Here is a 22,696-nt window from a genome sequence, read left to right as displayed (position 1 = left end):
CAACATCGGGATTTGCTCAACTAATACCTAATTAATTAAACATTTAAACGAAAATATGAAACAGGTACATACTTACCTCAAAAATTTAACTAAATATTCTTCAGGCTTTACCATTAAACAGCTAAATATTGCCCCTAAAGTGTTAATTGTTATTGTTTTAACACTTCTCAACACCACACATTTATTTGCACAGCAGGATGTACTTGATAAACCCCTAACCATCAAATTAAGCAATATTACGTTGGCTGATGCACTATTGGCCATTGGTGATAAAGCATCGGTAAGCATCTCCTATAGCAATACCCGGCTCGATGCTAATAAGATCGTGAATGTGGACGCTACCCATCAACCCATCAGAAAAATATTACATGACCTCATGGGCGCTAACCTTAAATTAAAGGTGCAGGGCAATGTGATCACCATTCAAACAACGGACAACAAGCCGGTAACTTCTATCAATTTAAATAACAACCTGAACGAGGTGGTAGTGGTTTCGTCCCGCTCGCCGCAGCACATCAGCGAAATACCCGGAACCGTTTGGGTTATCGACAGTGCCAAACTGCAATCCCAGATCAAAGCTGGCGTACCGCTTAAAGAAGCATTGGGTATACTGATCCCGGGCCTGGACATTGGCAACCAGGGACGTTCCAATTACGCGCAAAATATCCGCGGGCGCAATATCCTGGTGATGATCGATGGGGTATCTATCAATAGCACCCGTAATACCAGCCGCCAGTTTGATGCTATCGATCCATTCAATATCGAGAAGATCGAAGTGTTATCCGGCGCGAGCTCTGTTTATGGCGGGGACGCGACCGGTGGTATCATCAACATCGTGACCAAAAAATCAACGTCGGAGAAACTGGCTTTCCAAACTGAAGTTGGCGGGCGCAGCGGATTAGGCCATGGCGACGACCATGACCTTCGCGTAGCGCAATCTATCGCTGGTGGCAATAGCTTTGTAAAAGGCCGTTTAGGCTTTGCTTATCAGCAAAATGGAGCTGCTTATGATGGCGATGGCCATCAGATCATTATCGATACCAAACAAGGCGACCTGCAATACAACCGTAGTATTGACCTGTTTGGCAATGTTGATTTTAAACTGAAACACAACCAGTCCATCAGCCTTGATGCACAGTATTACAACTCCAAGTACAACAGTGATCATGGCTTATTCCTAGGGAATAACCTGGCGGGTGCATTACCGACCAATGCCAATAATAATGTAGCTCCCGATCCTTCACTACTGGATGTACGCAAAGGATTTGACGCCGATGTGGTGCCGCGCAGTAAACGCATTTTTATTAATGGTCAATACCGTATCGGTAATATACTGGGTGGTCAGAGTTTTCAGTTTCAGGCATTTGTCCGGTCAGAAAAATTAGATTTCAGCCCATCTTTTCCCGAAGGTATTGTTCAGTCCCGCGATCTTACCGTTGCACCGGGTAATGTAAAACCCTTACCGCTGGCCGCATCACGCCAGAATACGGATGTATACGGTTTTAAGGCAGTTTTAGCCAAACAGTGGGATAAGGTAAAAGTAACTTATGGTGCCGATCTTGATCATGAAAAATTTGTAGGAACGCAAGCCTTCTTTGATACCAACTTAAGCTATAGTTCCGGCGGATTGATCAATAAAACAGCCAGTACCTTGGAACGTTATCCGGGCAATCGTATCCTGGGCATCTCGGGCTTTGCGCAGGCCAGCTGGGAAATTATGGATAAGCTTACGCTTTCAGGCGGGATACGCCAGCAGCATATGGATGTAACCGTAGATGATTTTGTTCGCTTTCAGCAGCAAGTATCTGTAAACTACGGTGTAGGTACCTCGGCGGATAAAATTCCGGGTGGTAAAAACGATTATAATGTAACCTTGTTCAATGGCAGTTTGATTTACAAATTCAGCAATAAGGCGCAGATATGGGCAAATTACTCACAAGGCTTTTCGGTACCTGATCCAACCAAATATTACGGAACCGGCTCTTATGTACGCGATGGGGATAACTGGAAACTGGTTAACAGCATCAACGTAAAAGACGCTCCTTTAAGCGGTATCAAAACCAACCAGTATGAACTTGGCGGCAGGTTAAGCGATGAGAGTGGATTTAAAGGACAGATAGCTGGTTTCTATTCCGTATCAGACAAAGCGATCCTCATCAACACCAGTAATTTCACCATATCCGTTACCGATCAAAAGGTGCGCAACTACGGTTTTGAAGGCGAACTTAGCTATAGCAAGCAGCCAAAAGGTTTAATAGTTGGCGTTTCCGGTCAGTTTATTATTTCGGATATCAAAACGCCTGATAAAGGATATCAGCGCAATTCCATCATCTCTACCAATCCATCCAAGTTTGTGAGCTTCGCGGGCTGGCAAAGTCAGGGTTTTTCGCTGAGGTTACAAGCTGTGCGCTCGCTTGACCTGAAAGATTACCAAAACCTGGAATTGAAGGGCTTTACCACATTTGACCTCGTGGGCAACGTAAAATTACCATTAGGTACGCTATCTGCTGGTATCCAAAATCTTTGGGATAAGCAGTATCTGACCTTCTGGGGGCAGCGTTCGGTATTGTTTTACGGTGCCCCGGCCAAACTGTACCAGTACTACGGTCGCGGCAGAACATTTTCTTTAACCTATACCATTAGTTATTAAAAGGTTCATAGTTGATGGTTCATAGTTCATAGCCAGAAAAGGATATTCCTCCAAAGGCAGCTGTCCCCACAAACTATGAACCATCAACTATGAACCATTAACCATGAACAAACTATCAATCATTACCTATGATAACACAATCCAATACCCCAAATCAGGATGAGGCCCTATTAGAAGCCTTAAGTGCCGGTACCTCTTTTGAAGATATATTTTACGAAGGCTCATCCCAGGAATACCTTAAGGCTATGAGCCTGGCCAGCCAGTCGGTAGTTAATTTTCTGCACGATAATAAAAAGCCGTTCAGCGGTGTAACAGCGGCCCAATTACGCCCACAGTTTGAATCGGTCGACCTCAGCACTCCCCTGCCCGATTATGAAAGCCTGATGAGCGAGGTTGAATCATTATATACCAAACACGCGGTTACCTTTCATCACCCCAAATATGTGGCACATTTAAATTGCCCCGTAGTAATACCGGCAATAGCTGCCGAAGTATTGATCAGTGCTATCAACTCCTCGCTGGATACCTGGGACCAAAGTGCCGGGGGAACACTGATAGAGCAAAAAATGATCGACTGGACCTGCAACGAAATCGGCTTTGATCAGAATGCCGATGGCGTGTTTACCAGCGGCGGTTCGCAAAGCAATATGATGGGTTTACTATTGGCCCGTGATCATTATTCGGTAGAATACCTGAAACACAATATCAAGCAAAATGGATTGCCGCCAGAAGCTTCCCGTTTCCGGATCTTTGTGTCAGAAGCAGGGCATTTCAGCATCCAGAAAAACGCTGCGATACTGGGCCTGGGCGAAAAGGCCGTAGTTAAGGTAAAAGCCGATCGTACCTTCCGGATGAATACTGTTTTGCTGGAAGATGCCATACAACGTGAGTTAAAACAGGGTAACATACCTATAGCCGTTGTAGCTACAGCCGGCACAACCGATTTTGGTAACCTCGATCCGCTGGAAGCCATAGGTCATATAGCCGCCAAATACAAATTGTGGTATCATGTTGACGCCGCCTACGGTTGCGGTTTATTGCTCAGCAGCAAACACCGGTATTTGTTAAACGGCATAGAACTGGCCAATTCTGTTACTGCCGATTATCATAAAGCCTTTTTTCAGCCGGTTAGCAGCAGCGCGTTTTTGGTAAACCATAAGCGATATTTTGGATTAATAACCCATTATGCCGATTACCTGAACCCTAAGGATCAGCACTCAGACGAGATCCCGAACCAGGTAAACAAATCTATACAAACCACCCGCCGTTTTGATGCCCTTAAACTTTGGTTTACCCTACGCATGATGGGTAAAGAAAAATTGGGCGGCTATATAGAAAAGATCATTGAAACAGCCGAAAATGTGGCGCATATCATCAGCACAGACCGCGATTTTGACCTGCTGAATTATTCGGACCTATCGGCATTGGTTTTCAGGTACAACCCTTCGGTTTTGCATACCGCTAACCTGACCCAGATGAACCAATATATTAAAGCACAGCTTTTAAAACATGGCGACGCGCTGGTGGCCGGCACCAAGGTTCATGGAGAATTCTACCTCAAATTCACGCTGTTAAACCCGCTAACTACTACCGATCATATTAAAAACATTCTATTAAACATTAAAAAACATGGAAACGAATTCATTAAGTTTAATTAACCTTAGGGAAGAGGCTGAACAGGTAAATTACACCGCTATGCTCAACAGTTATCTGCGTGAGTTTAGCAATTGGAGCCGTTACCTGGGTGTCCCTAAATATGACGAAGCATTAGCTGCTCATTTCCGGTCGACGGGGCATGATCTTCATATCCGTATTGATTTTTCTTCCATCGGGCTGGAGGTATATGCTCCCCTAAGCTATTATTCAGAAAGCGGCAGGCATATATTCCATTTCCCGGTTGTAAAACGCGACCTGCAAACAGATGAGATCACAGAACTGACCCCTACCGATCTGATCACTCTGATAGTTCAATACGCACAAGAGCAATATCCGGAGATAGAGGCCGATATTACCCAAAATCGCTTGTTGAACAGTATAGAAAATCTGGAAAAATACCTCGAAAATTTCATCAAACACGATCTTAATGCCAACGCTGTGGAGATGGATTTTATCCAGGCCGAGCAATCACTTATTTTAGGTCACAGCGTACACCCAGTGCCCAAATCAAAACAGGGTTTTAATGACGATGATTTGTTTAAGTATTCACCTGAAACCGCCGGACGCTTCCAGCTGCATTATTTTTTGATAGATGCCGAAAATGTAATTGAAAAAACTGCCGATGATATTTTGCCATCGGTTCAGTTAAAAAATGAGCTATTGATCCTCGCTGCCAATGATGCCCGGGTGATGGAATTGTTAAATACACATCCTACATTCACCGTAGTACCGATGCATCCCTGGGAGGCTAATTATTTACTGCACCAGGATGATGTTTTAGCTTTACAGCAAGAAGGCAAGCTGTTTAGCCTGGGTGATTGGGGAGCTGAGTTTACACCAACATCCTCTGTCCGTACCGTTTATAATGAAGCTTGCGATTGGATGTTCAAATTCTCCTTACACGTAAAGATCACCAATTCTGAACGAATCAACCTGTACCCCGAACTGCATCGCGGTTATGATATTTCACGTCTGTTAAAAACCCCCTGGGGTCAAAACATGCAAAAAGATTTCCCAGAGATCGACTTTATTGTTGACCCGGCATTTATAGCTGTTACCGATAATAACGGTCAGGTGATCAATGGTTTTAATATCAGCATCCGTCGCAATCCGTTTAAGAACGAAGCACAGCATAAAAATGTAACCCTGCTGGCCGCACTTTGCCAGGACAGCATTTTGGGCGAACCATCAAGGCTCACCAATATCATTAAAATCGCCGCTCAAAAATCAAACAAAACGGTAAGCCGTGTGGCTGAGGATTGGTTCAAACAATACCTGCACATCTGCATCAGGCCGATGGTTTCTATCCTGAATAAATATGGCCTGGCCTGTGAGTTCCACCAGCAAAATGTGATGGTTGAGCTGGACAAGAACCTGTTCCCGGCCAAGCTTTATTTCAGGGATAACCAGGGATTCTTTTTCCGCACGGGCAAAGCCGATGAGATTTTAGCCGCCATCCCGGGCATTGCTGATGAAAGCAAATCGATCATCGACGAAGAATATATCGCCCCTAAATACACTTATTACCTGATAGTGAATAACCTCCTGGGTGTGGTAAACGCGTTTGGTGTTAACGGCCTGGCGGATGAAAAACGCTTGCTGGATATTGTTTATAAAGAACTGAAAAGCCTGGAAGTGCTGGACGAAACCGGCCTGGTCAGCTACATCATCAACAGTCGCGACTGGAGCGTGAAAGCTAACCTGTTAACCAGTTTATATAACATGAACGAGGCTAATGTATCGTTAGAATATCCTGCGGTTTATGTGGATTATCCGAATCCTCTCAACAAGTTTTTCTTCTGCAAAAACCTGATCAAACCGGAACGAAAAGACATTGTTTACACCCGATATTTTCCAAAAGAAGACGTAACGCTGAGTATCCGCCCCTTTGATATTGACCGCGACCTGGAAATGGTGCACGACTGGTTTAACCAGGAACAAGCCAAACCGGTTTGGAAAATGGATGGCCCGATACGAGGATTAGAACTGTTTTACAGAACCATCATCCCAAGTGATGCTACCCACAGTTTTATTGGTGAGGTAAACGGTGTACCCAATTTTACTTTTGAACCTTACTGGCCCGCCCGCGACCTGGTCGGTGCCTATTACGAATGCCTGCCCACAGATTATGGTACCCACTTACTGGTGGCCCCGGCAGAAAAGGAGAAAAAGTTTGCCTATCAGTCGCTGCAAGTAGCATTAGATTATTTGTTTGCTCAACCCGAAGTTGGTAAATGTATAGGCGAAGCAGCTGTAGAGTCCAGAGCGATGCGTGCCCTGGCTAACAGGATTGGTTACCAGCAACAAAGGGTGATAGATATGCCGCATAAAAGCGCCAACCTCACCTTTTTATATCGCGAATGGTACTGGGAAAAAAATCCGGGTACTAAGGAAATCTGGATTTCTGGACAGTAGAGACTATGAGATTTTTTGGACTTTGGGATTATAAGTAAGAAGTGAAATCAAACATCTCATAGTCCAAAAGTCCTAAGATCCCATAGTCCAAAAATCTTAATCTAAAAAAAATTGAAGACTAAAAAAATATACAATCTGATCGGCATTGGTATTGGCCCATTTAATTTGGGACTTGCCGCGTTAACAGAGCCGATAGACGAGCTCACTACCCTGTTCCTGGACCGTTCGCCGGCTTTTGACTGGCATCCGGGTTTAATGCTTAGCAATGCTACTTTGCAGGTACCCTTTATGGCCGACCTGGTGACCATGGCCGACCCAACCAGTCGGTACAGTTTCCTTAATTTTTTAAAGGAAACCAACCGGCTATACAAATTTTTTATCCGCGAAAACTTCTTTATCCTGCGTAAGGAGTATAATGTTTATTGTAAATGGGTAGCCGCGCAATTATCCAGCTGCCTGTTCTCCAGATCAGTTGAAGCGATTGAATACATTGAAACTGCAAAACACTATAAAATTAAGGTTACTAATAGTTTAACTAACCAACCCGAGGTTTACTACGCCGAAAAAATAGTGTTAGGTACCGGTACAGAACCCCGTTATCCCGATTTTATGAAGGATATTCAATCACCCAACATTCTGCATACTTCTAATTATCTATATAAAAAGGCTGACATTTTGCAGGGTAAATCGGTAGCGGTAATTGGCTCCGGGCAAAGTGCTGCCGAAGTTTTTCAGGATCTGCTACCTTATACCGAGGATGGTTTGCAGCTCAGCTGGTTTAGTCGCCCTGATCGATTTTTCCCAATGGAATACGCAAAATTGACGCTGGAGCTTACCTCGCCCGAGTATGTAGACTATTTTCATAACATGCCCGTTGAAAAACGAAAGGCTGTATTAGCCAAACAACCACCATTGTATAAGGGAATCAACTTTGAGCTCATCAACCAGATATTTGATACCCTTTATGAAATGAGTGTTGATGATGCGCCTTTAAATGTGGAGCTGCGCCCCAATTCCCAACTGGATGGCATTACAGTAAATCAGGATGATTCAAATGAGCTGCAGTTTACCCATGTACAACAACTGCAAACCTTTACACATCAGGCCGATTATGTGATACTGGCAACAGGATACAGATATAACACCCCGGCGTTCATCAATGGTATTCAACAACGTATTGATGTTAACGAAGATGGTCTTTTTGATGTAAAACGCAACTACAGTATCGATATCAACAGCGATGAGATCTTTGTGCAAAACGCCGAATTGCATACCCACGGCTTTGTAACCCCCGACCTGGGAATGGGTGCCTACCGTAATTCATGTATCATTAACCAGGTTGCCGGCAGGGAAGTTTATAAGGTAGAAGAACGGATCGCTTTTCAGCAGTTTAGTGTTTAGGTAGACAGGGAATGGATAATCGGAAAGATTTCATACTCACCAGGAACCTGCGAAAAGTAATGTGGCAAACCTCCTGGCCTGCTGTGGCGGCTATTGTACTTTATGGTTTGAATAACTTTCTGGATGCCTTGCTGGTTGGTCGGTTAGTTGGTCCGCAAGCTCTGGCTGCCGTTGGCTTGGCCTACCCCTTGTCGCAAATTGTGATGGGCTTTGGCCGGTTGATAGGCACTGGGGCTTCGGCAGCGCTTAGTATTTGGCTGGGTGCTAATGATTCCGCAAAACTTAAACAGCTGTTTGGAAATTTGAACGTACTGTCTATTATCTGTGCAGCATTATTTGCCATCCCTGCTTATCTCTTTGCCGAAAACCTGCTTGCACTCATGGGCGCTAAAGGCGAACTGATCACCATAGCAGCCAGTTATTTCAGGGTAACACTGATAGGTTCAGTATTCTGGATCCACGGATTTTCTGTGAATATGCTTATCCGGGGCGAAGGGAAAATGAAAACCGCCGCCTGTATGATCGGCATTGGGCTCCTGATCGACATTATATTAAAACCTGTTTTCATCCTCGTGCTGCACGGAGGTGTAGCCGGAGCGGCCTGGGCCACCAATACGGCCATGTTTATTTACTCGGCCATGGGGCTCATTTATTTTGCCCGCAACAAAAGTATCTTTCGAAGTGAGTGGTACTCCCTGAAACCTACCAAAATCGGAGCCAAAAAGATAATAACACTGGGCTTTCCCGAAATGCTATTTTCCATCATGTCGGTCATACAAAGTATGCTGATACTACAGGCCATTTCCAGGTACGGTACCCAGCAGGACCTGCTTTTTTACACCATCGTAAACCGCTTTTATTTGCTCTTACTAACACCCCTGTTTGGTCTAATGCGGGGCTTACAACCCGTAGCCGGCATAAACTATGGCGCCGGAAATATTCTAAGAGCAAAAAAATCACTGCTGATCGCTATTGCTGCTGGCATTGTGATCGTCTTGCCATTTTGGATTGTCGCGCTGTTTTTCCCTAATGTATTATGGGCATGGATGGTTCCCCATGTAGTTTTATCAACAGTACATATTTTAAATCTGCGCATTTACCTATCAGTGCTACCATTTCTACCGGTCATTGTAATGGCTTTGGCTTATTTCCCTGCTATTAACCAGGCAAAAAAGGCAAGTCAACTGGCTATTCTCAGGCAACTGTTCTTTTATCTCCCGGCAACATTAATACTTCCTGTATTTTTTGGCGTTAACAGCATTTTTTGGGGCAGCGCGTGTATTGAGCTCCTGGTTATATTAATTACGCTTTGGATGTTAAAAAGCCCGATACTAAAATTCAGGGTAAAGCCTATCTAAGAAGGAAAAGACAATTTCGCCACAACTCTCTTAATAGCATAATAGCACATGAAAAGACAGGAGGAATGAATGATGAGCTAAAGGGCTGTCACCCTGAGCTCCGTCGAAGGGTAGAGCGCAGAGGCCTACCCACCATACTTCGACGGAGCTCAGTATGACACCCTTTTTGGATAGGCTACTTGAGGAGCTATTACTCTTAATAGAGTCTTGGTACGATAACAAACACCAATATTACCCTAATCGCTTGTTCACTTCGTCCCAGTTAACCACATTCCACCAGTTGGCAATATATTCGTTGCGTTTATTCTGATATTTTAAATAGTAGGCGTGCTCCCAAACATCCAGGGCCAATAATGGCGTCCCTTTAACTTCCGCCTTATCAAATAAAGGATTATCCTGATTTGCTGTAGATGTTATTTTTAAAGTTCCGTTATCATTAACCAGCCAGGCCCAACCCGAGCCAAAACGGGTCAATGCAGCCTGGGTAAATAGTTCCTTAAATTTATCTACATTACCAAATGTATGGGTTATAGCATCTTTCACTTTTCCGTCCGGTCCGGTGCTTGTACCAGGTTTCAGGCTCGCCCAAAAGAAGTTATGGTTCCAGGCACCTCCACCATTATTTCGCGCTTTGGCAGAGAGCTTTGAGGCATTATTGAAGAAATCTTTCTCCGAGGTATAATTGAGTTTTTCGGCAACAATAGCATCATTTACGTTCTTGATATAGGCCGTGTGATGCTTGGTATAGTGGATCTCCATGGTCAGCGCGTCTATGTTGGGTTCCAGAGCCGCGTAATTAAAACCTAATGGAGCTTGTACAAATTTTAAGGGAGTATCCACATTTGCGTTGGTATCATGATCCTGGTTAGCGAAGGCCGATGCGCTATCTAAAATTATCGGACCTCCCACTGCAACTGCTACAGTTACTTTAAACGAATCTTCTAAGAATTTTCTCCGGCTATTGGTTTTCATAATGATGATATTTTATTGGCATTAATTAAATTACTTATCTAATTTACCCTTAATATTACTATTTGCAGATTAAATTGATACAATCAAACACACTTTACAAACCACTGATGATCTGCATTCAAATCTATTTCCAGCTTTCTGGCTTGAAGAGAACTTTTCCATCACGTTTGATCTGCCAGGCGGTTAAGGGATTCATATGATAGCCACTAATTTCAGCACCCCGGGCATCGATCAGTTGCTGAAGTGTTGGCTGTATATAATGGGTTTCGTCGACAGCGCGGCTCATGATCTCGGTTTCGTCGCCTTTCCATTGCCACAGATAACGGAAATACGTATGAGCTTTATCCAATACAGGCTCCTGCAAGCGGGCGGCGTTCCAGGTTTTGCCGGCATCGGTACTCACTTCAACCTGCACCACTTTACCCCTGCCCGACCAGGCTATGCCACGTATCTCCACCCAACCACGTTCCAATTGATTAGGGTATGCCGGGTAAGTAATAATTGACCGGGCGTCCATCTCAAAACTAAACTGCCGTATCCTGTCTTTTACCGGGTAAGTATATTTCGAGGTTTCTTCGCGGGTCATAAAGGGGGCATCAGACAACTCTATCCGACGCAGCCATTTTATACAGGTATTACCCTCCCAACCCGGCAACAATAAACGTGCGGGATAACCCTGCTCCGGACGTATAGCCTCACCATTTTGAGCGTAAACGATCATGGCATCATCAAAGCCTTTGCTCACGGGTATGCTGCGGGTCATGACAGCGGCGTCCGATCCTTCGGCTAAAAACCAGGTAGATTTGGGTTGTACGCCTACCTCACGAAATAGCGTGGAAAGCATTACTCCTGTCCACTCACTTTGACTAGTCAGACCGCAGATCTCCTGCGGGGTCATGGTTTCTTTACCCGATCTGAAATTACCAGAGCACTCCAGGAAACAGGTACGCGTTACAGCTGGGAAACGTTTCAGATCGGCCAGTTTAAACACCATAGGTTTATTGACCATACCGTGTATCAGCAACTCGTGCTTTTCCGGGTCGATAAGCGGCACACCTGCATGATGACGTTCATAATGCAGATCGGACGGAGTTAACGAACTGTACAGATCCTGCAAGGGCGTGCGGGATGACGTGTCGGATTTAATTCGTCCTGGATGTTCAAATGGCGAGCGCTTACCTATTATACTTGGCCCCGGTCCTAATCGTTTAGTAGGGTCATCGATTTTTAACAAGGGTTGTTGTGCAGCTACCTGGATCCATTTACCTAACGAGGATTGCATAGCCACAATAGCCGTAGTAGCGGCTCCTCCTAATAACAAGCGCCGACTTATCTTTTTATGGATAAGCGGTTTATCATCTTTTGCTTCTTTGTCCTGATTTTCCATATCAACGTATCTCAGGGCCGCCATGGCGGTCGTCGTTAATAAACAATTTTTGAGCAGGCATTACGATCATGGGCAGTGTTTTCGCATCAAGCACAGCATCAGACTTAATAATCTTGTTGGCACTGAGCAGATATGCAGTCACACCGTAAACTTCGTTATCCGTTAACGAACCCGGTAAATTATAAGGCATAGACCGGCGGATATAATCAAACACGGTACTGGCATACGGCCAATAATTGCCTATCGCTTTCACCTTTGAAGCACTATCGCTTACCAAGACAGGCGCGGGCAATTTTGCACCCGGAGGCAGAGCTTTCTCTATCGATCCGTGACAGGCTACACATTTAGTATTATAAATTGCCCTACCCTGAACTACATTACCCGAGCCCGGAGGCAAGCCCAATCCATCCGGCCTTACATCGATATCCCAGGCCGCAATTTGTTGCGTGGTGGCGGTTTTACCAAAACCAAAACTGACAGGCCACTGTGTAGTATCAGTTTTAAAACCGGCGACATTTGCGGTCGCCGGTTTATTATTATATGCCCCCAATATTACAATAACACACACGCCCAGTGCAATTGCCAAATATGTGTTACGTATATTAAACCGCTTTGACATCATTCAAATATTGATCAGAATAAAATAAAGGCGATGGCGAGCGTAATAAATATGTTAAAGGTTTGCGCTATCAGAAAAGCGTATAAGGGCTTTTTGCTATTCTGGTCAAACAATTCTTTAAAGTTGGTTTCTAAGCCAATGCTGGTAAATGCCAGCGCAAACCATAGTCCTTGCAGGTTTTTCAAACTGTCTTTAACGTGAGCACCGGTTTCCGGTGAAACAACGAAAGAGAATAGCAGCGACGCGCCAATAAAGCCCAAAACAAATTTGGGGAAGCGTTCCCAGATCACCCTCAGTGTAGGCTTCTTATCAGGATCAGTCCCGGCCGGATGTTTGGTGTAGGTCCAGTAAATAGAAATGGCAAAAGCGGCCAAACCCAAAAGCACATTTTGTGAAAATTTAACAATGGTGCTTACTTTTAATGCTATTTCGCCAACCAACGAGCCCGATGCCACAACTGCTCCCGTTGTATCAATACTACCTCCCAACCAGGCACCTGTTACTTCCTGCGAAAACTTAAAGTAATGCGCAATCATCGGCATAAATATCATCATGGGTACTGCCGTAATAAGCACCATGGAGATCACATAGGATAGTTTTTTGGAATCGCCCTTGATGGCCCCTGCCGTAGCTATAGCCGCGGATACGCCGCAAATGGATACCGCGCTGGAGATCATCATGGCTATTTCATCGTCAACCTTGAGCTTTTTACATACCCAAAAGGCAAAATACCATACCGAAGTTACTACCAGCAAAGCCTGGATTAGCCCCAGTGAGCCCGCCTTTAAAATATCCGAAAAAATAACACTGGTTCCCAGTAGCACCAGGCCTATTTTCACATAAAGCTCGGTTGATAAAGCCGACTTAAACCAATCGGGCAGTTTAAAAAAATTACCGATAAGCAGTCCTATCACCAGGCTGAATATCACGGCTTCTAACCCGTAATATTTGATCTGTTTATTACCGGCAATGATGAGCGCTATAATAGTAAGCACGTAAACTACCGGAAACATGATCAGAAAATTTTTGAGTGGCTTGCCCATAATTAAAGCGCCAACGGCGGCAATAACAAAAACAAACAGGAACTGGATACCGATAACCCCCAGGTTTGCCGGCGCCAATACGTTACTAAATAGCTGATCAGTAGTTGTCCAGCCAAATGCGGGTACAGACAGGGTAAGGCCGCCGACACTGAGCAGGATAATCAGCGAACCCAGGATTACTACGGTCCAGTCTTCGTGTAAGGTTAATTTTGTGGTGGATGACATAAATTTATTATAAGTTATTTGGTGGCTAATCAATTGGCCGGCTTAATACTTGCCTGCCTGCAATTTACTATCTTTTAAAGCATAAGGTCTGTTCACTTTATCAAGCACCACGTAAATAGAATCCTTACGTTCATTGATGCCTTTTAAAATAATATGGCTGCCGTCGGTAGTGGTGTAGCTCAGTATCATGTGGTTACGCTTGCGCTTATCTTTTAGTTCCTCGGCAATACCCAGGGTGCGGCGGCTGGAAAGCGCGATTTTATCAATGGCGGTATTTTCATCGCGAATATTTGCTCTGGCTTCTTTAGGAATCCAGTCTTTTTTATCGCCCTTGCCTTTTTTGCCCTTTGCCCCCTCTTTATCTCCTTTACCTTTGCCACGGTTACCCCGGTTGGAGGCTACATATTTATCCTGCAGATAAAGCACATGTTTTACCGTATCGGCCTCGTAATAAAACACCCGCTGACCGCCGGCTACACCCGTGAGTTCAAAGGTGCGGTTGATATCGCGCATGGGTGAGCCGCCTCCGTTTGACAGGTCAAGCGGAACGGGTTTGTTTACTTTAAAGGTCAGGGTCGACCAGTTCTCGAACGTGGCCTCGCTCCACCTTACCGAATCCAGGGGCGAATACAGAATCTCCTGATTGTTGATCTTAAAGGTGCTTACTTCATAGTTACCTCTTAATTCTTTTACCCCCGTTGTAGCAGGCTGTTTGTAAGGATCGTATCTGAAGTTGATGTACTGGATATAAAACAGCACCACCAGGAATATCCAAATGGTGGCCACCTTTAAAACTATCCGGGTGTACTTCAGCCATTTTTGAGATATAAACGGGTAAAAGTTGGTGGGCACCGTATCGCGCTCCAATATCAACAGGTTATATAACTTGGGTACATCGTAAATGATTAAGAATGCAGCGAACAGCACAAAATAAGAGGCATAAACATGCACGCCTCCGTCATAAGAGAAGTTTACAAAAGTGATATCGCCCAAAGCGCCAAAAAGCAATATAGCTCCCAGCAAGGTAGTTTTCCTGAAAAACAACAGGGCTCCTGCCAATACCTCAACCACACCCGCGAACACCTGGTACCAGGGCACAATACCTATAGATAACCAGTATATTTTTTGCGCCGTTAGATCACCGAAATTAGTATTCAGTAAACCCAGGGATGGATAAGGCAACTGTACCGGGAATAACTTGGTAAAGCCAAAACCAATGATTCCAATGCCTGCGCGATAGCGCACAATAACCCGTAACCAGTAATACAGGGTTTCATAGTTTTTGGTCTTGCCACGGTCAACGGCCGTCCATATTAAACCACCAACTATACCTATGGCCAAAACGGCCAGCCAGTCGGCATAGCCCATGAGGTTATAAGCCGGAGTCTGGAACCTGACCAATGATGGTTGGAAGCGGGCAATATCATACAGGTCGCGGTAATGCAGGTGAAACCAGTTGATCCCGATCAGATTTTTGTACCACTCCCCCGTCATGGGGATGCTCATCAGCACAAAAAACACAAAAGTGATCCGGAAGAGTACTTTTTGATATGGCTTCCATGTTTTAATGGAAGACTCGTTTACAACTGCAGATCCGGGTACATGATCCTGATCAGACACCTGCTGAATATTGATATCGTTTGAATGAATTTCTACTGACATGATAAATGCTTTAAAGGATGATCATTAAAGTTTAATTGCCCGGTTACGGCCACTGGCAGCTTCCTGTAACAGGTATTTTTTATCGATCTTATGCAGCACCGCATACACCGTATCCCGACCGTTGACACCCGATAGCACGAGGCTCGAAGCATCTAGCCGGGTGTAGTTCAATACCAATTTATCAGCAGGATAATTGTGGTTTTTATTTTGGAGGATAAGCTGCTTTTTGGCTGCATCAATCTGATAACTGTAATACTGCCTGCCAATGGAGCCAGCCTCTTCATAACTTCTGTCGGCATCTTTATCATTGATCTCCTCGGTAACAGCCGAATCAATTTTCACCGGTTTATTAGTACCGATACTGAGCGTGGCCCATTTTTCAAAAACCACGTTCGTCCAGCGGCTGGTGTCTGTTGCAGAAGGGGGTAATGCCGCGCTGTTTACTTTAAATTCGCTTACGTCATATAGCCCGGCGGCATCTTTTAACCCGGCTGTTTGCGGATACTGGTAAACTTCCTGGTGATAAGCCGACCAGGTTTTGAAGCCATATAAAAACACAAAAAAGAAAATGAATACCGCTTTTAATATCAGCCTGTTCCGTTTCCAGCTGGGTGACAATTCTAATTTAAAACGGTTAGCTTGTACCGGTCTTTCTAAACCTATCAGCACAAACACCCTTACAACATCAAAAGCCAGCAGGAATAAACCCAGAGTGATCAGGTAAAGACTATACGCTGCTTCCCCACCTTCATAGGCCAGGTTTGACATAAACACGTTACCCGTAAATACCACTACCATGAGTGCACCAATCGTTGCTGTTTTACGAAACAATAACAGCCCCCCGGCCAGCAATTCCACCAGACCCAAAAACGATTCGTAATTAGGCACAATACCCAGGCTCAGCGAAAACAACTTCCAGCGACTAAATTCACCATAATGAGTATTCAGGTTACTGATAGAAGGATACGGAGATTGCAAAGGAAAAAACTTAATAAAGCCGTAGGCGATGATGCCAATAGCCAGGCGGTACCGCACAATAACACGTACCCAGTAGTAAAGGCGATTATAGTTTTTTACATCTTTATCGCGATTGCTCCAGATAACTGCTCCTGCAATAGCTATAGCCAGTATCACCAGCCAGTCGGCATAAGAATTAAGGCCCCAACCCGTTGTTGTGCCATTGCTGAATATTTGCGGCGTGTACCGGCTGATGTAAAAAATATCGCTAAAACGCAGGTGCAGCCAGTTAATAGAAAAAAGATTACGAAAATACTTCCAGTCGAGCGGAACGGCCTGCAACAGGAAGTAAATTGAAAAGATGCGAAAAGCCCACTTTTCATATCCTTTCCATTCTGTTTGGGGTAAAGCCCCCTTTAATGCATTCATGGTTATAATTTACTATGGTGGTTTTGTTGACGCCGGGGGCAGGTTCGAACTGCCGTAAAGAGTTTTGCAGACCCTCACTTAGCCACTCAGTCACCCGGCTTTATATGTCCTTTTATTGATTGTTTGCTGTTTTGGTTGATGCCGGCGCAGGCAATATGGCCTTGCGGTTGAGCAGGTCGAACTTCTCTCCTTTTTTGAGATAAAAGAACGGCCCGTTATTACCAGAATCGCTCGATGGATTTTTTACCGACCCTGTAAAATTGCGGGCATCATAGATACCCACATAGGATACACCGATCACCTCAAAAATATTCTGATGCACTACAATAGCCGTACTTTCATCAATTCCTATACCCAGCAGATCTGGACGGGTTTTGATGAAGCTAAGCAGATCAAACTGACGGTTACGCTTCAGGATATGCTGGTCGATAGCTACATTATGGATAAAATCCAAGCCTTGGGTATGATCGCCTACCAGTATGGTATTTCCTTTGGTATCACCCCTGAACAGGTATGAACCTTGTATAGTTGCCCCAGCTGATGTGCCGCCAATAACACCGCCACGATCCAACAAGGCTTTAAACTCTTTTTGGGTAAGGGTCCCCAGGTAAGCATCCGCTATTTTCCATTGGCGACCGCCTTCAAACCAAACACCGGTGGCCTGACGAATGGGCTCCACAAATTTTTCGGTATTGGCCACTTTAGGGTCGCGGGTATGCAGGGTGATTACGCTTTTAACACCCAGTTCCTGAAGTTTTTTGATGGTCTTATCGTTTTTAATAACGGTAGAATCATCGCCTGCCGTGGGTACGTAAATGATATTGGCATTGGCGCCTCCGGCCAACTCCACAAATCGGGCCCAGATCTCCGGACCGACATTACCTCCGCCTACAATAACGAGTGAGCCTTTTTCAGGACCAACCGAATTGGTTTTGTTTTGTGCTGATACATTAGCCGTGCTCAGAACAGCGAGGGCTAAAAATAAATTGATGATCTTCTTCATATGCTGATATTTTAATGATTAATAGCCTGGATTTGGTGTCAGATCGGGATCGGCCAGTAGTTCGCTTGCCGGTATCGGGAACAGATATTTGGTTTGATCAGTAATGCCTAATACAGCTGCTACTCTACCGGTACGCACAAGGTTAAACCAGCGATCAGTCTCGAAAGGAAATTCAACCCTTCTTTCAGCCTCAATAGCCAGCAGGATATCAGCTTGTGTAGTTGCCGTAGTAGCAGTTATACCCGAGCGGTCGCGCACGGCATTCAGATCCTGCAGCGCGCCGGTCAGGTTCCCTTGTTGCGCACGGGCTTCTGCCCTGATCAGGTAAACTTCGGCTACGCGTATGATATAAGCCGGATCGGTACCTAAGGGGTTGCGGTAATACAATTTGCCGTACCATAAATTACCCGGAGGAGCTGTCTGTGCGATCAGCGTGCTACGCCCACCGCCTACGGTTGGATCATTTAATAATGACACCAGCGTGCTTGACGGCGCCCACTCGCGTCTGCCGCCCAATGCCGGAGGCAGGAACCATACGCTATGCCCATTTTTAAATGATGTGCTATAAGCGATCTCAAAAACTGACTCCGAAGTAGCTACGGCATTATTGGCGAAAAACGCGCTGTAAGGGTTCAGTAAATTATAGTTACCATTATCGCTGATGATCTTGCTGGCATATTGCTCGGCCAGATCCCATTGTTTATTGTACAGGTAAAATCTCGCCTTTAAAGCCCATACGGTTTTCTGTGTAAAACGATTACGGTTTGTAGTAGCGGGTAATAATCCTTCGGCTGCATCCAGATCTTTTAAAACCTGGGCATAAGTATCAGCCAAACTACTGCGTTTAATGCCTGCATGATCTGATGCGGTATGGGTTGGTGTCAGTATCAGTTGTACACCGCCCCAGCCACGAGCCAAATCAAAGTATGAGAGTGCTCTCGCAGCATAGGCTTCGCCCAGGTATTGATTTTTTGTAGTTGTAGTAAACAGCGGGTCGGTAACCTTGGGTACTTCTTCTAAAATATAATTAGCAGACAATATGGTTTTGTAAATAGCGCCCCAAGCATTGCCGATATAGCTGTTAAAAGCGGTGGTTTTATGCGCGGAGATCTCCTGCGGAGCGGCTTGTGAACCTGTCCACACCACGTCGCTGCCGTACAGGTAAGAGATAGCCGGAAAGTTTGAGCCATAATAGTTATCGGTCCCCAGGCTATTGTACATGCCATTAACTGCGGTACCTGCGCTGCCTGCATCGGTGATCGCCTGTGATTCATCCACCTGTTGCTGCGGCTGCACATCCAGGAACTTTTTGCAGGATGAAAAGATCATCAAAATTGGAAGTATATAGAGTATTCGTTTCATGTCTAATTCATTAATCATTAAAAGGTGATGTTAGCGCCAACCTGTAGCGTACGCGGGATTGGCGGTGTTCCCAGATCATAGCCCTGCACGTTAGGATCGGCCGTTACGTTGATCTCCGGATCTGGCCCTTTGTAGTGGGTTAAGAGCCACAGGTTTGATCCGCTGAAATAAATACGTACTGATGCAGCCTTGATCTTTTCAGCTACAGTTTTGGGCAGTGTATAACCCAGATTTACATTGCTCAACCTCAGGAATGAACCATCCTCAATAAAGCGGCTCACCGGACTTAAAGTGTAGTTGGAACCCAGAGCCGTTAAGCGTGGTACATCGGTAATATCACCTGGTTTTTGCCAGCGTTTAAGCTGGTAAGTATCCATCGCCCGGCGGTCATCACGGTTACCGCCACCTTCCAGAAAGTAAGCGTTGTTGTTATAAACCTTGTTACCGGTTTCAAAATTGAAGAAGATGCTCAGGTCGAAACCTTTATAATTAAAAGTGTTATTTATACCGCCAAAGAATTTTGGTAAGCCACTACCATCAAATACTTTATCGGCAGCAGTAACGGTTGGACCACTGGTACCATCAGCATGCTGGTAAATGGCATTACCTGTCTGCGGATCAACGTACAATTGCTTGTACACATAAAAAGAGTTCATGGATTGCCCCTGCTGCATTCGGATAGCCGCGTACGAAGCATCTATAGGTATTGGCAGTTTCTCGATCTTATTGGCATTGTGCGATATATTGAAGCTGGTTTGCCAGGTAAATCCCTCGCTCTTAATATTGACACTGTTGATAGCCAGCTCAAAGCCCTTATTGCTCATTTCGCCGGCATTTTTGGTTATCGTGGCAAAGCCCGAGCTTTGGGGCAGTGGTAGGTTTAATAATAAACCAGTCGTATACTTATCATACACGTTAAATTCCAGGCTTAAACGGTTGTTAAAGAAGCCTGCATCTACACCTACGTTGATCTGGCGGGTGCTCTCCCATTTCAGGTCAGGATTGGCCAGTTGATAAGGCACCGTACCGGGATTATCCTGGTAGTTGGAACCGGCCTGCCATAAACCACGCGACGCAAAATTGCTGATGCCGTTCTGGTTACCGGTTAAACCAATACTGCCCCGGATCTTCAGGTTACTCAGGAAATTGACGTTCTTCAGAAAATCCTCCTCCTTGGCCTGCCAGGCCACACCTGCCGATGGGAAATATCCCCAGCGATGATCCGCGCCGAATTTGGAAGATGCATCCGCACGGAAATTACCTTCTATGAAATACTTACCGGCATAGTTATAGGTAACCCTGGAGAAGAAGGACGACAGGTTATATTTATTTTCTGTAGATGAAGCTGTGGTAGTAGCTGCCGAAGCGATCTGCTGGAATGAATCGTTAGGAAAATTGGTGCCCTGTGCAAAGGTTTGCGAATTAACATTGCCTTGCAGCGTGTTACCGATCAGCGCGCTGAAGGAGTGTTTGTTGGCGAAAACTTTATTATAAGTAAGCGTTTGTTCATTTGTCCAGATTGAGTTGGTACTGATACTTGATGTGCCCAGGTTATGGTTGGCTGCGCCAAGATTGGTCAGGCTGTTCCAGTATTGATATTCGTTGTAAGTATTGTAATCCACGCTCCAGCTGGTACGGAATTTCAGATCAGGTGTAATGTTGGCATCCGCGTAGATATTGCTGATCAGGCGGTCGCTTTTGGAGTGCATGTTGGTATTATTGATCAGCACGTCCAGGTTATCAAAACCAGCCCATTTGGCCGGACTACCATCGGCATTTACTTTGGGTAAATAAGTTGGCGTATGCAGGGCTGCTTGTAAAATACCACCCTGCGGTCCATCACCCACACGGGCATTGGTACGGTAAGTTTGTGAAAGCAGCGTACTGGTACCAATACTGAACACATTACTTATTTTTTGATCGAGATTGAATTTAAAGCTGCCGCGATTAAAATCGTTGGTTCGCAGATCGGCCTGCTGACTGTTATAGCCGCCTCCTACATAATATCGTGTTTTGTCGTTACCACCAGAAACTGAGGCATCGTAGTTCTGCAAAAAACCAGTGCGAAAAACATCGTGCAAGCGATCATAAGTTGGCTGATCCTGCGGTAATCCACGCGGCGCCGGTGAAGCTGAAGGATTATCAGTCAACGCCCGGAAGGGTTGGTATTTATAGGTACTGGCAGCCGATGTATTCCCCGCAGCAATAGCATCAGCCTCGGTGTTGCGATAAAGCTCATTCACCAATTCCGCATGTTCAGGCCCGGTTACCAGGTCCCACAATTTAGGGGCTTTGGCAAAACCGAAATAAGTATTAAAACTTACTTTGGGTGCGGTATTGTATTTACCTCTTTTGGTGGTGATCAATACTACTCCGTTGGCCGCACGCGCACCATAAATAGCAGTTGCATCAGCATCTTTTAATATACTGATACTCTCAATATCGGCAGGGTTGATGTCTGATAATGGATTATTGGCTTGCCCCTGGGTGGTGATCTTCTGTAAAGATTGACTATTAATAAACACCCCATCGATCACATACAAAGGGTCGTTACCTGCATTAATGGATGTACTGCCCCGGATACGGAAAAACAAACCATCACCCGGGATACCTGTACCGGCAGATACCTGTACACCTGCCGCCTTACCCTGTAATTGCTGATCAAAACTGGCTACAGGTTTATTGCGTACCTCATCGGCATTAATGGTTGATACCGAACCGGTTAATGATTTGCGGCTTTGTGTACCATAACCCACCACCACCACATCATTCAGTGCACGTACAGATTGTTTTAAAAGTATAGTAACAGGGCTGCCATTGGCGGTAACTTCCTGTTTATCATAACCTATATAAGTAATTACAAGCGTGTATGGAAATTTCTGACCGGTTACGAAAGAGAATTTCCCATCCCTGTCTGTCGCTACAGAGTGCGTTGTACCCAGGATCTGTACTGCTGCGCCGGGCAGTGGTTCGCTGGTAATGGCATCAATTACAGTACCGTTTAAATGGGAGTTAATAGTTGGTTGCTGTTCTGTTTGTGCAAACGATAAAATCGGGAAGAAGATGAGTAGAAGTAACTTAAAGAGCTTTTTATAAAATGATTTAGCATGGATATATATTTCCATATATTTAACGGGTTTTATTAATAATTTAATTATTAGGTGAAACTTAACGGAAGGGTCAGTGAGTGATTGGCGTTACGTAGCTGATCTTTTCCGGAAAAATGAACCGGCGAGGCTTCCTTGCCGGTTTTTTAATGTTTTATGACTTCATCAGGGGATTTTTTTCATAGTTATGCACCCAAAAACCCAGGGGATTTTAAGCACATTTATTGGTGGTTTTTTATCAGGAAAAAGTATTAGTTGAAAAAGTAATTACCAGCAACAACAACATGTAATAAGCATCGCCTTACGCTTGTTCATCATCATGTTTAAAGTATGTACCAGTGGTCTGTTTGAAGACGTTAACATTACTTATGTTTTTAATTTGACGCGACAAACATAGAAATTTATTTAAAGACTACAAAATCTATAGATAAAATATAATTTATGTAGAAG

Annotated in this window: 14 protein-coding genes and 1 tRNA gene; 5 read left to right on the top strand and 10 right to left on the bottom strand. The window is 44.8% G+C overall.

Annotated features, from left to right (window positions below; genetic code table 11):
- Window positions 1–55 precede the first annotated feature (55 nt).
- From AC57BQ_RS27185 to AC57BQ_RS27165, 5 genes are all read left to right on the top strand, one after another.
- Window positions 56–2,650 carry a TonB-dependent receptor gene (locus AC57BQ_RS27185; RefSeq protein WP_496409227.1) on the top strand — a complete coding sequence of 865 codons (2,595 nt, stop codon included), beginning with the start codon at window positions 56–58 and terminating at the stop codon, window positions 2,648–2,650.
- Window positions 2,651–2,778: 128 nt separating this feature from the next.
- Complete coding sequence (locus AC57BQ_RS27180; RefSeq protein WP_496409226.1) at window positions 2,779–4,308, top strand: pyridoxal phosphate-dependent decarboxylase family protein; 1,530 nt, start codon at window positions 2,779–2,781, stop codon at window positions 4,306–4,308.
- Complete coding sequence (locus AC57BQ_RS27175; RefSeq protein ID WP_496409225.1) at window positions 4,280–6,721, top strand: GNAT family N-acetyltransferase; 2,442 nt, start codon at window positions 4,280–4,282, stop codon at window positions 6,719–6,721. Before AC57BQ_RS27180 ends, AC57BQ_RS27175 begins: the two co-directional genes overlap by 29 nt.
- A 111-nt stretch (window positions 6,722–6,832) precedes the next feature.
- Window positions 6,833–8,122 carry a lysine N(6)-hydroxylase/L-ornithine N(5)-oxygenase family protein gene (locus AC57BQ_RS27170; protein ID WP_496409224.1) on the top strand — a complete coding sequence of 430 codons (1,290 nt, stop codon included), beginning with the start codon at window positions 6,833–6,835 and terminating at the stop codon, window positions 8,120–8,122.
- A gap of 11 nt (window positions 8,123–8,133) precedes the next feature.
- Window positions 8,134–9,480 (top strand): MATE family efflux transporter, encoded by a 1,347-nt coding sequence (locus tag AC57BQ_RS27165; RefSeq protein ID WP_496409223.1) that lies wholly within the window; start codon window positions 8,134–8,136, stop codon window positions 9,478–9,480.
- A 231-nt stretch (window positions 9,481–9,711) separates the two neighbouring features.
- Here AC57BQ_RS27165 and AC57BQ_RS27160 read toward each other — a convergent pair whose 3' ends face one another.
- The 10 genes from AC57BQ_RS27160 to AC57BQ_RS27115 all read right to left on the bottom strand — a co-directional run bounded on the left by AC57BQ_RS27160 (window position 9,712) and on the right by AC57BQ_RS27115 (window position 22,264).
- Window positions 9,712–10,452 (bottom strand): superoxide dismutase, encoded by a 741-nt coding sequence (locus tag AC57BQ_RS27160; protein WP_496409222.1) that lies wholly within the window; start codon window positions 10,450–10,452, stop codon window positions 9,712–9,714.
- A gap of 124 nt (window positions 10,453–10,576) precedes the next feature.
- On the bottom strand, window positions 10,577–11,863 hold the full coding sequence (soxC, locus tag AC57BQ_RS27155; RefSeq protein WP_496409221.1) for a sulfite dehydrogenase: 1,287 nt from the start codon (window positions 11,861–11,863) through the stop codon (window positions 10,577–10,579).
- Complete coding sequence (locus AC57BQ_RS27150; protein ID WP_496409220.1) at window positions 11,841–12,425, bottom strand: c-type cytochrome; 585 nt, start codon at window positions 12,423–12,425, stop codon at window positions 11,841–11,843. The genes soxC and AC57BQ_RS27150 overlap by 23 nt, the downstream gene beginning before the upstream one ends.
- 47 nt (window positions 12,426–12,472) lie before the next feature.
- Window positions 12,473–13,726, bottom strand: coding sequence for a YeiH family protein (locus tag AC57BQ_RS27145; protein ID WP_496409219.1), 1,254 nt, complete (start codon window positions 13,724–13,726; stop codon window positions 12,473–12,475).
- Window positions 13,727–13,768: 42 nt separating this feature from the next.
- Window positions 13,769–15,388, bottom strand: coding sequence for a hypothetical protein (locus AC57BQ_RS27140; RefSeq protein WP_496409218.1), 1,620 nt, complete (start codon window positions 15,386–15,388; stop codon window positions 13,769–13,771).
- A gap of 24 nt (window positions 15,389–15,412) precedes the next feature.
- Entirely contained in the window at window positions 15,413–16,774 is a 1,362-nt protein-coding gene (locus AC57BQ_RS27135) for a DoxX family protein (protein WP_496409217.1), read from the bottom strand.
- Window positions 16,775–16,803: 29 nt separating this feature from the next.
- Window positions 16,804–16,874 (bottom strand) — tRNA-Cys (locus tag AC57BQ_RS27130).
- Window positions 16,875–16,886: 12 nt separating this feature from the next.
- Window positions 16,887–17,777 (bottom strand): cyanophycinase, encoded by an 891-nt coding sequence (locus tag AC57BQ_RS27125; protein WP_496409216.1) that lies wholly within the window; start codon window positions 17,775–17,777, stop codon window positions 16,887–16,889.
- 18 nt (window positions 17,778–17,795) lie between these two features.
- Window positions 17,796–19,139 carry a RagB/SusD family nutrient uptake outer membrane protein gene (locus tag AC57BQ_RS27120; RefSeq protein WP_496409215.1) on the bottom strand — a complete coding sequence of 448 codons (1,344 nt, stop codon included), beginning with the start codon at window positions 19,137–19,139 and terminating at the stop codon, window positions 17,796–17,798.
- A 17-nt stretch (window positions 19,140–19,156) separates the two neighbouring features.
- On the bottom strand, window positions 19,157–22,264 hold the full coding sequence (locus AC57BQ_RS27115; protein ID WP_496409214.1) for a SusC/RagA family TonB-linked outer membrane protein: 3,108 nt from the start codon (window positions 22,262–22,264) through the stop codon (window positions 19,157–19,159).
- Window positions 22,265–22,696: the final 432 nt, after the last annotated feature.

This window comes from Mucilaginibacter sp. BGA-UO-ETr-C110, assembly GCF_059567985.1.
Note: the sequence above shows the minus strand (reverse complement) of the source record. Positions and strands in the feature narration are given on the sequence as shown.